This is a genomic window from Candidatus Formimonas warabiya (genome assembly GCF_002777255.1).
Classification (GTDB): Bacteria; Bacillota; Dehalobacteriia; order Dehalobacteriales; family Dehalobacteriaceae; genus Formimonas; species Formimonas warabiya.
In genome coordinates, this window is the sequence record NZ_CP017634.1 from 1,933,618 (window position 1) to 1,950,539 (window position 16,922).

The 16,922-nt window shown below is 51.7% G+C and carries 8 protein-coding genes; all 8 read right to left on the reverse strand.

The window, feature by feature from the left end; translation table 11 throughout:
• Positions 1-138: 138 nt before the first annotated feature.
• Positions 139-8,082, reverse strand: coding sequence for an S-layer homology domain-containing protein (locus tag DCMF_RS09105; protein WP_214659213.1), 7,944 nt, complete (start codon positions 8,080-8,082; stop codon positions 139-141).
• 128 nt (positions 8,083-8,210) lie between these two features.
• The gene (locus tag DCMF_RS09110; protein WP_148134141.1) at positions 8,211-9,905 is read right to left on the reverse strand and encodes a dockerin type I domain-containing protein; all 1,695 of its coding nucleotides are present in this window, start codon (positions 9,903-9,905) and stop codon (positions 8,211-8,213) included.
• Positions 9,906-9,924: 19 nt separating this feature from the next.
• Positions 9,925-11,361: a fibronectin type III domain-containing protein gene (locus DCMF_RS09115; RefSeq protein ID WP_148134142.1), complete on the reverse strand. Its 1,437-nt coding sequence runs from the start codon at positions 11,359-11,361 to the stop codon at positions 9,925-9,927.
• Between the two features lie 33 nt (positions 11,362-11,394).
• Positions 11,395-13,440 carry an Ig-like domain-containing protein gene (locus DCMF_RS09120; protein ID WP_148134143.1) on the reverse strand — a complete coding sequence of 682 codons (2,046 nt, stop codon included), beginning with the start codon at positions 13,438-13,440 and terminating at the stop codon, positions 11,395-11,397.
• Positions 13,441-13,461: 21 nt separating this feature from the next.
• On the reverse strand, positions 13,462-13,776 hold the full coding sequence (locus tag DCMF_RS09125; protein WP_148134144.1) for a DUF2149 domain-containing protein: 315 nt from the start codon (positions 13,774-13,776) through the stop codon (positions 13,462-13,464).
• On the reverse strand, positions 13,773-14,405 hold the full coding sequence (locus DCMF_RS09130) for a MotA/TolQ/ExbB proton channel family protein (RefSeq protein WP_148134145.1): 633 nt from the start codon (positions 14,403-14,405) through the stop codon (positions 13,773-13,775). Before DCMF_RS09130 ends, DCMF_RS09125 begins: the two co-directional genes overlap by 4 nt.
• Before the next feature lie 17 nt (positions 14,406-14,422).
• Complete coding sequence (locus tag DCMF_RS09135; RefSeq protein WP_214659214.1) at positions 14,423-16,375, reverse strand: Ig-like domain-containing protein; 1,953 nt, start codon at positions 16,373-16,375, stop codon at positions 14,423-14,425.
• On the reverse strand, positions 16,365-16,898 hold the full coding sequence (locus DCMF_RS09140; protein ID WP_148134147.1) for a molybdopterin-binding protein: 534 nt from the start codon (positions 16,896-16,898) through the stop codon (positions 16,365-16,367). Before DCMF_RS09140 ends, DCMF_RS09135 begins: the two co-directional genes overlap by 11 nt.
• Between the last annotated feature and the right edge of the window lie 24 nt (positions 16,899-16,922).

Here is a 16,922-nt window from a genome sequence, read left to right on the forward strand (position 1 = left end):
ACCAATACACATATCAAAACAACAATACCCTTTTTCATCATAAAACCCTTTCGCGCATTTTTTATAAATAGGATAAAAGAACATTGTCGCAGGATATTCCCACTTATGCCGAATATCCTGCGACAATTGTGTTTCTAATTACTGCATCAGATCCATAAATCTCATCAATATTGTTGCAACCTCTGCACGGGTGGCATCACCATCAGGATCCAGGATACCGGCTCCTTTACCGCCAATTAAGCCTTTACCCGCGCCCCATTTAAAGGGGATAAGGGCATAGTCCTTAATTTTTCCGCTGTCATTAAAGCCGGTGAGATCCCCGGAAGCATTGGTATCATAACCTTTAAAACTGCTGTAACGATAAAGAATCGCCAGCATCTGCTCACGGGTAACGGCATCCTTCGGGCCGAACTTATTGTGATCATAACCTGTAATAATCTCATTGGCCGTAGCCCAGGCAACCGCATTGGCATACCAACTGCCTGTAGTCACATCAGAAAAGCTGCCTGTGACACTGCCAACAGCCGGTTCACCGTCCAGACGGTAAAGCGCCGTAACCAGCATATCTCTGCTCATGGTGGTTTGGGGCGCAAAGGTGGTGGATGAGGTGCCGGTGAACAGGCCTTTATCAGTCACAAATTTTATGGCTTCATAATACCAGTCATTTTCTTGAATGTCCGTAAAGTTTTTCACCGGCGAACCGTCATCTTCCGGGATATCTTCTTCAATATCTTCTTCAGCATCTTCCTCAACCTCTTCTTCCGTAGTATTCGAAGTGTTGCCTCCTGAGCCGGAGCTATGCCCACTACGGGAAGCTTGTGCGGTAAAGGTTGCACTGGCCGCAAAGGTCCCGGCGGCAATGTCCGCGGAGGTGTAACCGGTTCCGGAGATATCCTTCCACAAAGGACTCGACTCGGAATCCGCCGCCAAGCGGTAACCGGATGCCGCAACGGGAACTGGACAATTCATGCTGGTGGTATAGGTAGCATCCGTATACAGACCCGCCGCATGATACTTAACATAAGCATAAGCTGTCGTTAAGGTAGTACCGGTCCCGGCCTGGAAGGTAAGCCTGATATTATGCAGCGTGTAGCCGAGATCTGCACCAATACCCACACCTTGGCCCATACTGCCGTCAGGAACTTCAAAGCCGACATTGCTCATGCCGATAGAGCCGGTTGAGCCATCCGTGGCGACGGGCTGCACATCGAATACCAATGTAGCCAGTAATGTGCCGCCGCCACTCAAGTTCTGGGGTATAGATTCGCTGCTAGAATAGCCGATCTGAACCTTGCCGGGAGAAGATAAATTCATGTAGCTGGTTCCAGCATCCGTTGAGGATGCACTGCTGTTAAAGGTTAACTGTGTGCTGTCGAAATCCACATCCGCCTGATAAGAATCGTAGGCAGCACCCTCCAAATTACTTCCCGCATAGACTTTTACCGTTACCTGGTCATTGCTGTTGAAGTGCGTATTGGCCCCGTCTAATTCGGTCCAGATATTCAGTCCCTCGTACTCGACGGAATAAACCGAGAAATGTTCGGCCGTAAGGGTAATATACCCATTGGCATAAGTGGCGCTAACCGGGGTCTTTACGCCTCCGCTGATAAGGTAGACTTTGATCTTGTCGGCATCTTTGGAACCAAGTTCATAGGGGATTCTGATGCTCACCGTACCACTGCTGCTTCCTTCCGTGAAAATAGGATTGCCGCCGGCGGTAAGGGAGAAATCAAATACCAGGGCATCGTCGTCGATCAGAGCCTGAACGACAGGATCTTCGCTTTCGGTAAGCTGCGCCGCGCTAAAGAGGATATCGTTACTGCCTGCGGCAGCCAATATGGCGCCGGTTGCGGCATTGTCGAAAGCAAATTCCCCATTGCTGGTAGTCAGCTGCAAGGATACGTTCGCAGCCTCTGCCATCTCCTCAACCAAAGCCTGGCCTAGAATAATATTCGTCGTATCCTCCTCAGAACCAATTTCCACAGGACTGCCATCATTCACAGTAACATCTTCGTCCGTAACGACGACTTTTTCCCAGTTTAAGGCCGGATAGATGGGACCCAGCTGATAGAAGTTACCCAAGGCGGTGACAAAGGAAGCCGTCCTCATCGCCGAGGCGGTCTTGGCCTGGGCATTGGCATCGGTGCTGGCGGTCAAACCGGTAGCCCGTGCTGCTGTAGTGTTGAGATAATAGTTGTTGCTGACATTGGCAAGGCCTGCCGCAGAGCCGATCACACCGGAGATATATTCGCTGGTGGTGTTCTCTGCAGTAACGATACCGGCATTGTAGCAATTCCGCACGGTAACGGCGGCATTGGAAGCGTAGCCCACTGCGCCGCCGATATTGGCGGTGGCAAATGACCCGGTGTAAGTTACGGTGCCCGTATTATATGAATTGGTCAGACTGGCAGAAGCGTTGGTCATAGAACCCACTACGCCGCCGATACTGGAATTGCCGCCCGAAACCGCGCCGGTATTATAGCACTGGTCTATTGTGGCAGCTGCGGTCATGGTGCCCGCGATACCGCCCAGCGTGAAGCCGGTGGAGGTCGACGTACTAGTGCTTGTCACCACTCCGCTATTGGCGCATTTGAGGATGGTTCCGGTAGACCCGTACCTGCCCGCAATACCACCCACATGGTAGGATCCGGTCACAACGCCGGTATTGCGGCAGCTTGTGAACGAGGCGGTCCCCGCCGCATCGCCGACGATGCCGCCGACGTAGGAGGCAGAGCTTGTGATGTCGCCGTTGTTCAGGCAATCGGTAAATACGCTGGCGCCATTGGCGTAACCGGCAATACCGGCCGCATAGTTGCCGCTGACCTCGATTCTGGCGTTATTCACGCAGTCGGTGAATGTACTGCCGGCGCTATAGCCGGTGAGGCCGCCGGTGTAGGTGTTCGATATTCTTTTGATGGAACCGTTTATCGTAACATGATCGATCGTGCAGCCCTCGGCATAACCCACAAGGCCGGCCGTATACAGACTGGCGCTTTCCAAATCAACGGTAACGGTAAGATCCTTGATAGTCGCGTTGTAGCCATAACCAAAGAGGCCATAGTAGCTGGACGGGACAGGCTTTTTGACCAGACCGGTAATGTTCTTGCCGTTGCCGTCAAATGTGCCGGAAAACTTCTTGGCACTGGTGCCGATGGGGACGGCCCAGTTCACCCCGGTCAGATCAAGATTATTGACCAGCTTGCCGTTGATTGAGCCGTTGCCCTGAACGCTGACTTGATCGGCAAACCAGAGCAAATCTGAAGCGTCTTCTATCTGGTAATATTCATCTGACAGTTCAGGCAACGCTGCTATCACAGTAATGGGCTGGGTAGTTGTTTTGGCGACACCCTGATACTCGTAGCTGATCGTAACTGCCGTAGTTTCCATGGTCAGAGGATCGGGGGTTACGGTATAATCATTTGCATCCAGCGTCTGTACCACCGTATCGTTAAAGGTCGCCTTGACCACCATGCCGGTCTTCTCGAAGCTCTCTCCGTTGGCATAATAGGTCTTGGTGGGGACGGTGGTAATGGCGATAGAGGTAAGCGCAAGAGTATTTACAGTAATGGGCTGACTGACTTCCATGCCATTATAGCTGATGGTAACGCTGGTGGTACCGCCAGTCAAAGGATCTGTGGGATAAGTGAAGCCTCCGGACAGTATTTCAATGCTGCCGTCGCTGTATAATGCCTTAACCTTCATACCCGCGGGATTGAAGACCTCCGTCGCGTTATACACCGTCTTTGTTGGTTCTGTGATTATTGAGATTGAGGTCAGATCCGGTTCGGGGATGCCTGTCTGCCAGCGCAGAACAGGGAATCCGTTGTTGATGTTGCCGGTATCGGCAACGAAGTTATGCCCCAGCAAAGCCAGAATCGAGTTGTCCGTGTAGGTCTGATCCTTGAAAGCAGCCTCGGAAATTACAATACCAGTCCTCCAAAGCTGTGTACCATCGTTGTTGATCCTAGGCGTATCCAAAGAGTAGTTGTTGTAAATAACCTCGTCGGGCCTAGCGTATTCGAAGTTGTCGGTAATGGAGCCGTAGGAGTTTCGGCCCACAGGAATTTCACCGATGTTGTAGCAGTGATAAATCGCGTTGCGGCCATGCGCGCCGTACGTCTTGCCTGCGATGCCCGCATAACCCTTGATAAGCTCATTCTCGTCATCGTTCATACCGTCGTTGGTGATCTTACCGGTGTTGTAGCAGAAGGCGATGATACTCTCTTCGGTTGCGGTGTTGTTGTTGCCGTTGCGGCCGGCAATGCCGCCCCAGCCGCCGCCGGAGCCGTGCATATGGGGCAGGATGTAGCCGGTGTTGTAACAGTACATAACGGTGGCTGCATTTTCACCGACGATGCCGCCCAGTTTGTAATAGCCCCAGATCTGCGCTTCGTTGCCGCAGTACAGAATGTAAGTATTGTAGCCGGAGGGGTTGCTGGTGTATCTGGCATAATTCTCGCTCGATTGAACCATAACGGGAGTACCGGCAAAACCGGCGATGCCCCCGACATTTGTGGTGCAGCGGGCATTGACTGCCGCATAGTTGATAACATAACTGATGGTTCCGCCGGCATTCAGCTTGCCGCAGACAGCGCCGGTCCAGTCCGTTGCCGAATTGGTTGTATTTGTATTTGTGATAGAGCCATAAAGCTTAAAGTTGGTAACTGTGCCGTAGCCCGCCTCGCCCGGTGTATCGGTTCCCCCAATCATGCCAAACAGGCCGAGGCCGTTTGCATTTGCGCTGATGTACAGGTTTTGGATCTTATGCCCATTGCCCTTGAAGGTGCCAAGGAATGCGTGGCCTTCAACCGTGAAAGAGGGCGTGATGGTCAGTTCTCCGATCGGTGTCCAGGAGCCTAAAGACGCACTGCAGACGGTTGAAAGGTCAATATCATTCTGGAGTTCCCAGTAAACGCCCCTTGTCGTATTGCCAGCATTGGTGTAGTCAGCCAGTGCCTTCAGTCCTGCTCCGTCAGTGATCTTATACGGATTCGCCTGCGTGCCGGCACCGCTCCATGGGGATCCTGTAACTGTAAAGGCCGCGTTGATCGTTACGTTTGCTGCCGGCATGATGAAGCTGTAAACACTTTCGGTTACACTAATAGCAACCGGGGTTTGGCCCGTCGCCGTGTAGGTAAGGCTATCCGCTACCAAGCTATAACCTTCATCCGGGGTAACGGTAACGGTAACCGTATTGCCTTCTATTGCGCTGGCAGGAGCTTCAACGACCCCGCCTTCAATACCGCCGGCCACAGTAATCGTGCCCATGGCCAGATTTCTTTGCCAGAACAAAACGGGATAACCGCCGCCAGTCGTATCGTTAACGAAGGCTCCGCCCAGTGAGGAAGCGGCAGTTTTCAATTGGGCATCGGTAAGTTTCGTACCGATTACAGTCTGATTGGTGTCGGAAGAGATGGTATCCAGAGAGTAATTGTTGCTGGAAGTACCTTCTTCTTGACCGATGATTGCCGCATAGCGCCCTGCCCCAACTACGATCGTGCCGGACGCATAGCAGTTTCTAGTGGAGGACCGGCTATTTTGGAAACCAGCGATGCCGCCGACCCATTTTTGTCCCGGGCGGCCGACTGTGCCTGTATTGTAGCAGCTGTCGATAATACCGGTTTCAACGGCTGTATAATGGTTGCCGTTTTTACCGGCAATACCGCCCACACCGTTTTTGGAGGCGGTGTTGAGGCCGTCCACTTTTCCCGCATTGTAGCTATAGGTGATCGTTCCGCCGTTTCTGCCCGCGATGCCGCCCACACATTGGGAGCCGGTCACATCGGCCAGGTTGGCGGAACGGGTGATCGTACCGTCCAAATTGTAGCCTGCGATACCGCCGACAAAGTACATGTTGGGAGCATCAACAGTTGCGTTATTGGTAACATTTGCAATGGTACCGCCATGATTGAAAGCGGCAACAGTGCCAACGCAAAGCGTTTCATATTCTCCGGCCGCAGCAGCAGTTGAAATAACACTACCGTTGACGGTGAGGTTTTTAACCGTGCCGGTAAGATAGCCGAATAAACCTTGCATATTGGCGGCGCTGCTGATGTAAAGGCCATTGACGGCATGACCGGCCCCATCGAAAGTACCGGCAAAGGGAGTTCCCGAATTGACAACAGCTTCTCTGTTGCTGCCGGTCGTGACAGAGGCCGTGCCGATGGGAGTCCAATTGGCGGTAGAGCTTTCACTATTAAGAGTTATGTTGTTTGATAAAGTGAAGGTCACTCCAGCAAAGCTGTTGCCGTCATTAACCAGGGAAGCCAGACCGGCCAATTGTTCCGGAGTGGTGAAGGTATAAGCGGTCAGCGGATTTCCGGCATCATACCAGCTGGTATCAAGCGTGCCATCCCAGATATCATTTGCGGGAGGAGCTTCTGCCAGCGTGAAGGTGCTGGTTTCGGGATTCCATGTGTAATTAAAGGTCTCCCCGTTGACGGTGAGCGTATGATCCTCGCCGGTAACATAAAGGTAAAGGTTGGTTTCCGTGGTATCGACGGCGAAAGCTCCGCCGTTTACTGTAGCGTCGGGAGTCCCTACTTGCCATTCATGACCAGGCCCGGCATAAAAATCCTCACCGTCCACTTTGACGGTAAAATTGTCGGCCGACTCAGCCAAATCGGAGGTGTCAAAAACCAGCCTATAAACCGTTTCTTTATCCGTAACGTTATTCATCTTGGCCGCGGTAATGGCCGCGTCGCTGACGGTATTTGCCGCCGGGGAAATACCCCAGGGACCGCAGGCATTGCTGGTGATAACGGTCTTTAGGGAGCCGCCGCTGATGTAGACATTGCCGCCGTCGGCATAAACCGCGTTGGCGTTACCGCAGCCGATCAGCGAGCCGCTCCAGTCGGTATAGAGCAGTAGGGTGCCGCCGCTGATATAGACGTTGCCGCCCGCACCATGCGCGCTGCCTTGCTCGCCGCCGCCGCCGATCACCGCGCCGCGGGCCTTGGTCATCAGATTGACCACGCCGCCGGTGATATAAACCTTGCCCCCATTACCCTTCTGCCCTGCGCCGATGGTCGCGCCGGTCATGGAGCCTTTGGCAAAGATCGTTCCGCCGGCGATGGTGATGTCGCCGTTGGTCTCACCCACTTGGGTACCGGTATCGCAGTCCCCGCCGATCGCGGCTCCGAGAGCGCTTTTATACACATACAAGGTGCCGTCACCGTCGATGGTCAGGCTGCCATCGTGCGGCACATGGATCGCTGCGTAATACGTAGAGGTACCGTTGTTTTCCAGCAGGCTGGCACCTGAAAGAGTCAGGACATTCCCACTGCCGGTAAAGTCGATGACATTCTTATTGGTGACCGGCGCGCTGATACGCAGATCCTCTATGGTCAGATCGGCGCCGGATACAGTGCAGTCAAGGGTAAGCCCGTTGTTTGCCGTGCCAGACATACCGTTGCCGGTAATGGTCACCGCATCGGTGGTGCTGATCTCAATGGTCCCGGCCGCATCGGCTGCCAGCTGATAGTCGCCGCCTTCACTGATGGTGTAAACCCCTCCAACAAAATCGGCAAGGCCGATGGTGGTGTCGGAGGAAGCCGCCTCCACACGGATCGTGCCGGCCTCGAAATCGGCGGCAACTGCCTGCGCATCAGAATTTACCATTTGCGTAGGCTGACTGTCAATCAAAGACGGTGTAACAGTATAATCACCGGTTGTGGCTGAGCTCTTTACGGTAAAATTCAAATAGAACAACGGACCGTCAGCAGTCAGATTCTCATTCTGGAACCATGTCGCTTTGGCGCCGGCCGGATTGCCGGTAAAGGCTCCGGATGCACATAATCCATTTGGTAATCCATACGTACTGGTGGTAACACTGTCCAGGGTCAAATCACTAGTGTCATAGTCAAATTCAAAGCCTAATGTGGCGATACCCGGATTATTGGCAATGCTCACCGGGATCGACACAGTGTCGCCGGGCGCTACCGCGCTTGCGGTGCTGCCCACCGTGATCGTGGGGTCACTGCCTCCCCCAATTGCCGAACTTATCAAGGTAACGGATAAAACCAATACCATGGTTAGAATCAGCAGCGGCGATAACGGTTTTTTCCTGATTTGTTGCTTCATCTTTCTCCACTCCCCCATCTTTTTTAAACAAGACACGATGCAGAATATTTCCGCATTCTTCTTTTCAACCACCCCCTTAAAGCCATAACGAAAAAAAGTAGATAAAATGGTATTTTATGCGGCCTTCATTAAAATTCAGTGATGACACCTGCCACATATTGGGATATTCTCAAAGCGTCCACCATGGTAACACCGCCGTCATTCGTTACGTCAGCCGCCTCCATCTGCCCAGCGGTCAAGGTCAGCAATCCCGATACGTGCCTGGAAACATACAAAGCGTCAACCATCGTAACAACCCCGTCACTGTTGGCATCACCTAAAATTACATCTCCTTCCACCGCAAGAGTAAGATCCTCAGCAGTTACCGAGTTATAGGGCAGCGCACCTTCTTTGGTGACAATCGCCTCGCTTACGTCTAGCGTGGCGGTACCCGCCTGCAGGGGCGTAAGTGAGATACTGCCTATATCCAGTGGGGTATCTGCCTCTACGGCTTGTCCACCAGTATTTAGATAGGTAAAGGTTACTATGGTATCATCGTCAGCAGTTGCCGTGCCATATTCCCAGCCGTCCCCGGCACTTACAGTACCCACACTAAAAGCGGCTGTGGGAATTGCAATCCGGTATTCGGCGCCGTAAAGGGTATAATCCTTGTCAGCGCTAAGGGTTGCGGCAACAGTAAAGGTCTCGCCGGTTTCTATATCCTCCGTGTCGGCGGCTAAGGAATAAACGAAGGAAGGATCGTCAGGATCATCACTGATATGGGCGGAATCCGCCTCAATGACCGCGCTGTCCGCATATCCCTCCCGAACGGCAACCACACCCAGCGTAAAGGGATGATCCGGATCATAGTCGTCAACGGTGATGGGGCCGGTGTATAAATTCACCGGGGTTTTGGTGTAACCGCCGATCGTGGAATAATAAATGGAAGCGCCGCTGTAGGCACAATTCATGGTGATGGTAAGGGTATCCCCAGAAAGAGTAAAAGTACAGGTAGGATCGCTTACCGTACCTAAGGAAGTAATGGGCGACGTACCGTCTTCCTTCAGGCGAACTTTATAAACCCATTTTCTGATATCACTGTAAGTAGATTCGCTATCTTCAATATTTTTTTCCGTCTGAGGTAAGACCAAGCGCAGGGCTTCCGTATCTTCAAGGAGATTTCTCAGGCAGCCGGTTACGATCCCCCCGTTGGTCGCTACATAGCCGGAAATATTATTGCCGTAGGTATTGGCAAAAACCCTTCCGCCCCGTGATTCTACGGCCAAGTAGGGGGGCATTTTGTATCTATCATCTTCATCCAAGACAGCGTCAACGTCCGATATTTCTCCTTCTTCAGAATCCCAATATTTATAAAGCTGAGGGAAATAGAATCTGTCTACGCCCAGTAAGTCGCTATAAGTATAATTTACGGGTGATTCCGGGCCGTCGCAGCTGTAGAAATATAGCTTATCATCACCCGTATAGGTCAAGTCTCCGGCATGTGCCACCGAGGTTTGAGCCCGGGTATAGTCAAGTAGTTCCGGAATGGTAACCCCCTTGCCCTCGCAATAGGTGGGCGTGGGATAGTTATCGATAAAGGAACCGTAACAGGTGCTGTTGACAGTGCCGTCCTGCCCGTGCATCATGCCTTTCAGCGTGCTTAAGGGAATCACCTTGAGCAAAACCCGGTCGCCGTAGACATCATCCGCATACATGAAAAGATTGTTGGCCTTGTCGGAATCCTGTGTTCCTGCCGCCTGCGCCTGCCCGGGAACAAATGCCAGGCAGAGCATCACAGCCAGAAGCAAAAAAATCGGTATGCCGAAATTTTTTATTTTTTTCACCTTAACGCCTCCTCTCCTTCTATTCTTCAGCAGATAAAGCCAGCTTGTGCGCATCGCAGATATCTACTTGCCCATCAATGTTGATATCCATCCCACTGTCATAGGGTAGACAATTTAGTATGGCATTAATAATCAGCCCAACATCCGTCTCGGTGATATCACCATCACCGTCGACATCACCCAAAATGGGGTCCTCCCAGGGGATAGTGCGGTCCTTGGGCAGTAACGTAACCGTGTCCAGGATATCGCCCGCAGCGTCATATGTATTCATCGTCAAAGAATCCTCCTCGGCGGTGACGATCTGGTAGGTGCTGGTGTCTTCGATCATGACCTGGGAATAGGGCACATCTGCGGGGGCATAGTGCTTGCTGCCGGAATTCCCCATGACATAGGTAACGCCTTGGATAGGCTTGGTGCGCATGTAGATATGCTGATGCCCGCAAAAAACCAGGTCAACCTGAGCCTCGACAAAGATCGGCGCCCAGTTTTCCAAGACTTCCGCGGCAGTGGGATCGCTGACCACGGCATAGGCCGGATGGTGCATCACCACGATTTTCCATTTGGCGTCACTATTTGCCAGATCCTCCTCAAGCCAATCAGCAATTCTGTCAAAATCCTCCTCGGTCATACCGCCCTTGAGTAACTGTTCATTCATAAAAATGCTGCTGCTCAAGCCGACGATATGGCAGTTGCCGTAATCATAGGAATAAAATTCTTCCTTAAAGCCGGATGGACCATTGAGGGGCATAGCCAAAAAATCAAGAAACATCTCCGGCTTGCCCGTGGAAGCGGAATTGCTTTCATGATTGCCGGGCACGGCCAGCATGGGCAGCTGGGAAAAAACGTTAGTCGCCTGGGCAAGAAACATTTGCCAATTATCCGCCTTCATGCCGTTTTGCACCATGTCACCGCCCAGGAGGACGAAATTCAGGCCGGGGAATGCCTGATAGGCTCCCTGCGCAAAGTTTCCCCAGGCTTGATAATCCTCCGGTGCCGTGGCGGCGGTGGCGTACTGGATATCCCCCAAATACATAAATGAGGTCTCCTCCGGGTCGGAGGCGGGCGTAGTAAAGTGGTATTCCCCGCTCCAGGCTCCACCCTGCCCCACTCTGTAATAATAGATGGTATCAGGTGACAGGTCGGTCATCCTTGCTTCAAAAGATGTATAGCCGCTGACGGCGTCCGACCTGGTTATGACAGCCTCGGCTGTGGATATGGCAGCCCCCGGGATGTTGGAAAAGCCAATTGTTGTACTGTATTGAACCGATGCCCCGGTAATATCGGACTGATCCCACCAGGTTACCGCCATTTCCTCAATACTGTCCGTGGGCGACAGCACAACATGGCATGGACCTGTGATGCCAAGGTCGGTGTCTGCCAGGGCAAATACGCTCAGCATGGTCATGATCAAGGCAACCATCACGAAAAATTGGGTCCATTTCCTTATCTGTCTCATTTTTTCACCTCCTTAAAATTTGCTTTCATCGTCCTAGTCCTTCGTTTGATTCATTTTTTCATAAAAGCGCATCATGAGAGCGGAAACTTCTGCTCTGGTGGCATTCTTTTTCGGGCCGAAGCTGCCGTCTTTATAACCGGTAAAAATCCCTTCGTTGACAGCGTAGGAAACAGCCGGAACCGCCCATTCGGCAATCAAAGGGCTGTCGTTAAAAGTGGCGGCCGGTTGATTTTGATCATAACTGGCGGCCGCGGCCAGCATTACGGCAATCTGTTCCCGGGTAATCTTATCGTTGGGGCCAAATTTGGCGTCATCGTAGCCGGTGGTGATGTTGAGCTTTACGGCGGTGGAGATATAATCCTTGGCCCAATGGCCGGCTGTATCGGTAAAGGTATTGTCGCTTTGGAGCTGGATATTCTGCGTCTTTTCCAATACCCGTATTAAAATACTCAGGAACTCGGCCCGGGTAATGGTGTTGTTCGGCCTAAAGGTACCGTCGTCGTAGCCGGTGATAAAGTTAAGGCCGATCATGGATTCGATATCCTTCTTGGCCCAGTTGTTTGCAATATCACTGAAAGAGGGTGCCGTATCACTGACGGTGATTTGACACCGGGCGGTGAAGCTGCCGTCCTCCGTCATCACGCTGATGACGGCACTGCCGATATTTTTGGCGCTCACAAGGCCTTCCGTATCCACTGAAACAACGCCGGGGGCATCACTGCTCCAAAAAACGGTGGTATTGGTCGCCGTATCGGGGCTGACAGCCGCCTTAAGCTGGTAGGTATTTCCTTTGCTCAGCGTTAAGTTGCTATCGTTCAGCTTAACCCCATTTACCGCCACATCCGCGTCGACCACCGTCACCTTGCAGGTAGCGGAGCGCCCGCCTGCAGTGGCGGTGATGGTGGCGCTACCTTCCTTGATTCCTTTGACCACACCATCCTGATCCACTTTGGCGATGCCGGCATCGCTGCTTTTCCAGGAAACATCACGGTCGTCGGCATTAGAGGGGGATACCGTTGCCGTAAGCGTCCTTTCCTTTCCTACGGCAAGGGTCAGCTCGCTTTTGCTGAGAACGATTTTACTTACGGAAATACTTTCAGAATCATTTCCGGAATTACCGCCGGAATTACTTTGTTCGGAAACCGTGATGGTACAGGTTTCGCTTTTAGAGGTATCGCCGTCAGCGGTGGCGGTGATGGTCGCCGTACCTGCCGTCAAACCGGTGACAAGACCGGAGGAAGAAACAGTTGCTACCGAGACATCGCTTGTTGTCCAGGTGATGCCTTGGTTGGTTGCATTATCTGGCTCAATGGTTGCGTTGAGTTGAAGCATTTTTCCTACTGAAATCGTCGCCGCGGATCTGTCCAGATCAATTCCCGCCACGGGAACTTCTCCGTCTGTAGGCGGGGCAACGTCCCCCATATCGATGGTAAGCTCATTAATACCTCTTTTATAATCTGATGTTCGTTTTTTAACCTTTTCCAGCTCTTTTTCGCTCATGCCGAATAATATGGTATAGCGTTCCGGTTCGTAAGGGTCCCGGTATTCGCCCGGCATAGGCTTTCTGGTCTGCCAGGCCTCGATGGCCAGCATCGGCTGTACGAGGCTACCTTCTCCCACCTCGTAGTCTATTTCCTGATCCTCGTTAAGCCCATGCCCGTCTTCATGGAGGCCGGGATAATAGTAGCGGTCCTCAAAAAGATCGTCATAAGTAAAATTACCTGTAGCGCCGTCGGTTGCTTTGAACCTCAGCTTGGAAAAGTCCCAGATATCCATCTCTGTGTATTGCTGGACATCATCCAAAAGGTCTTCCACATACACACCGCTGGCAATCGTATATACCGTGGCCGGCATATTGTCAATTGAGGAATACTCAACATCTTCCCCCTTGGCCAGATCCTCCATCTCGGATAATTCATAGGTGTGCAAGAGCGTTGTTCCCGCACTTGTCTTCAGATAAACATCCAGAGTGTCCGAAGGATCCACCGGATCAACAGCAAGTGCGGAGATACTAAATAGCCCAATTAGCAGAACCACGGTCATAAACACCCAAAGAATCCGGTTCTTGTTTCTTCTCATCTTTTCTCCCTCCCCAAATCATTATTTTGTTACCATATACAACTTCCCCGTTTGGGGGTCTTTATAGACAATACCCATCTCTTCATAGCCGGCTGCGCTTTCCAGGCTGCCGGTATTTTCATCCAGGCCGTCCAGCTCTTTAATTTCCGCCCCCTGATCCAGGCCAACCAGATTTTTGCCCCGGCCCAAATCCACATTCCAATTCGCCACAATGGAAAGCATGAGCCCGCAAGCAAACACCAGCATCAAATCAGCCAGATTGGCAAGGCTATCCATGGGATTTTGGTCCCCATCATTTTTTCGATCACGCAAAGGGCTGATCCTGAGATTTTTCATTCAAACCCACTCTCTCTTTCCAATAAGCATGCCGCGATAGATTCTGTTGTCGTCATGTCGTTTTCATACCAGGACTTGCGGATTGTGGAGATGACATAAGAAACTGCGGCAACGGACAAGCCCGCAACGGTAGTATCAAAGGCAGTAAGCAATGATGTGGACAAGGTATATGTGTCACCCTGCCCCAAGGCAATCAGGCCGGGACCGAGGGGAATGAGGGTACCCAGCAAACCGAGCATTGGCCCCAGTCTTGCCACCAAATCAGTAATTTTCGTGATGCAATTATAGCGGGCTTGCTCTTGATAAAGCAGTTTACGGGCCAAAGCCTCCCGCATGTTGGCGGTTAATTCCGGATGGGATACAATTTCCAGCAGAACCTGCCGCTGAAGTTTAAGCAATCCGCTATTTTTGATGATATCCGTACTCTCCAGGTCCCGGTTTCTGATTTCCTCAACCAGGCGGGGCAGGTTCACTTTACGGCGCATTCGTTCTGTAAACAGCTCGGCAATAAGGGTGCCAAGCATGATTATAGTAGCCGCGGCCAACAGCAGCAATATGGCAATAACCGGTATTTTAAGTCCGGATGAAAGAGCCCGTAACAGATCCGTAAGTTGCATGCCTAAAACCATTTTTCTACTCCTTCTTTCTACAGCTGTCTAAGATAGTATATTGTCTGAGCCAACACCCCGGATAAAAGCAACAAAACAGCCATGATCACAGCGGGAAAAACGAGCGGATTGGGCTGCTGCGCGATCTTGGCAAGAGCAGTAGCAGACTCAGACATACTATAAACACGCCAGTTTTGCACACCTCCTTTACTTGCTGAATTTGGCTGACCCGTTACGTCGTCGATGATTTGATAAACTGAACCGCCCCGTTTTGTTTCACCGTTTGTGGCAGCAGCCCTTTCATCACTTGTGTGAGCAGCCTTTTCATCGCTTGCTGCAGCCGTCCTTTCATCATTCTGGCCTGCCTCACCCCCTTTGCCGTTAATCACGACCGAAGCAGTCAATCCCCCCAGCACCGTGGTAGCGGTTACTGTGGCTTCTTCATCCGCCAGCACCCTGATTCGCCCCCTGCCATCTACAGAGACACGATCAGGATCACTGCTGCTCCAGGTAATGCGTTGGTCTGTGGTATGATCTGCCATTTTCAGCGTTGCCTTCAGCTGGTATTCACTGCCCACCTCAAGCTCCAGGGCAGAAGCGTCCAGGGTAATACCAGCCGGCGGTGTCCCGCCCAGAGTTACCGCAATGGTATGCACCCATTTTGCGGACCGGGATGAGGTCGGCGTTTTCACATCGGTTTGTCCGAATACCAGGCGAAAGCGGGTGCTATCCGTAAGTTGATCAAAATTCTCTTCCGTGGCAAATCTGCGCCAGTTATCTTGCAAGGCGATGATTGTCTCCACCGGAACAGCACCTTCAGCAGCGCCGGCTGTTGCTTCCGCTTCATCATAATCCCAGCACCGGGGCAGGTTGGGGTAATAATAGCGCAGGGTGTCGAAAAGATAATCTTTATTCACACTGAGATACCAGGTGCGCGCTACATCAGTACAATAGAAATGAAAGCTCTGAATGGAATTGGTATCAATTCCCGCCTCTTCCATAATATCGGTTAAGCGGACGCCCACGGCGCTGTCCAAACAAACCGCAGGCATGTTGTCGATATAGCTGTACACCTGCCTGACCTGATCCATGGCCTGCAGGTCGGCAAGGGAAAATACTTTTTTGGTATAGTAGGTTCCGCCATAATAGCCCACGGTAATGGTCAAAGTGTCGGCCATCAGGCCATCGTTTTCTATTTCTTCCTTCACGCCGGGGTTGGCTTCCGGTTTTGAACCGTCTCCGCTGCCGGCGCTTTCCGCAGGCGGGATGTAGGCAGTGCTATCTTTCAGCACGAAAGTTACCTGCTTGATCTGTTTTCCATAGTTGAGCATCACGGCGTCTGTAATGGCGGTTTGGCCGAAACAGAAACGAACACCGTGGGAAGTTGTCAGGCTTCCTAAGTCAGGAGAAGATTCAAAACGCCCTTCATAGCTTTTTAAAGCCAGCATCGGTGCCACACTCTGTTTGACTGTATCCGTATCCAACGCGAACTCCGGAGGATTGGTTGACGCCGTATCATAGCCATCCACAATATGGGCATAGTAGTATCTGGTCGTGTGCAAATACGTATCGGCAGAAAAGCTGCGCTTCCAGCCATCGGATGATTCCAGTTGCATTTCCCTGACATCACCGGCGGTAATGCCCAATGATGCGAGCAGGGTTTCCATGGTAACCCCTTCCGCTATAATCACCACCGGAGAGGATGTGGCATCCAAAGATGAGTAACGCAACCGGGTTTGGGGCATGGCGCTGAGCTCCGTATTGTTGTAAGCGGCAACTGTAGTCGTTTCACCCCCGATGACTACCTGAACCTTCAAGGCCTCATCCGCCCAAGCCGCCGGAGACGGTGCAAACAGTACAAGCATCAACATCCAGAAAGAAAACATGAACATCCTGAGAGCGAAATATCTGCTTTTATTCCCTTTCGTATCCTTCGCCTCCCTTGCTTCTACTGCCCTAAATGAACAGCTATCCTCCGGTTTAATTTTCAACTTCCATGCTCACCAAAAACTTGACAAAACGCTGTCCAAATTGATCCCGGCAAATAATGACCTGCACTGATTCCGTCCCCGCCCCAACCTTTTGCGCCGGCAAGGGCCGGCCCTGATCCAGATAAGCCAGATACACATTATCCGGTTCTAAAACCTCAGACATGGTCACCCCCGATGTATAGCCGTCAATCCCCCGGGCAATGATTTTTTCATATTCTTCCGTAAGCTTCGGATCAATGGCTTCCAATACCCCCCGCAGCGGGGTCATGGTATAAAGGTGTTCTTCATCGCCCCGGGAAGTCCGCACCGTCATTTTTTTCTCTACAGACGGCAATTTCTTCAGATCGTCAACGGTCATAACCGACAATTTGGTGTTGCCGGCCTTAAATAAAATCTGTCCTTCTTTCAGATCTTCCGGATTGCGGTTTAAATAGGAAAATACCCCAATGACCAGAATTAACAGAAAAACCCCCAAAACCAGGATCTTATTTTCTTTTCCTATCCTTTTTGCCTCCAGCACCATAGATATTTACCCCCATCGTTATCA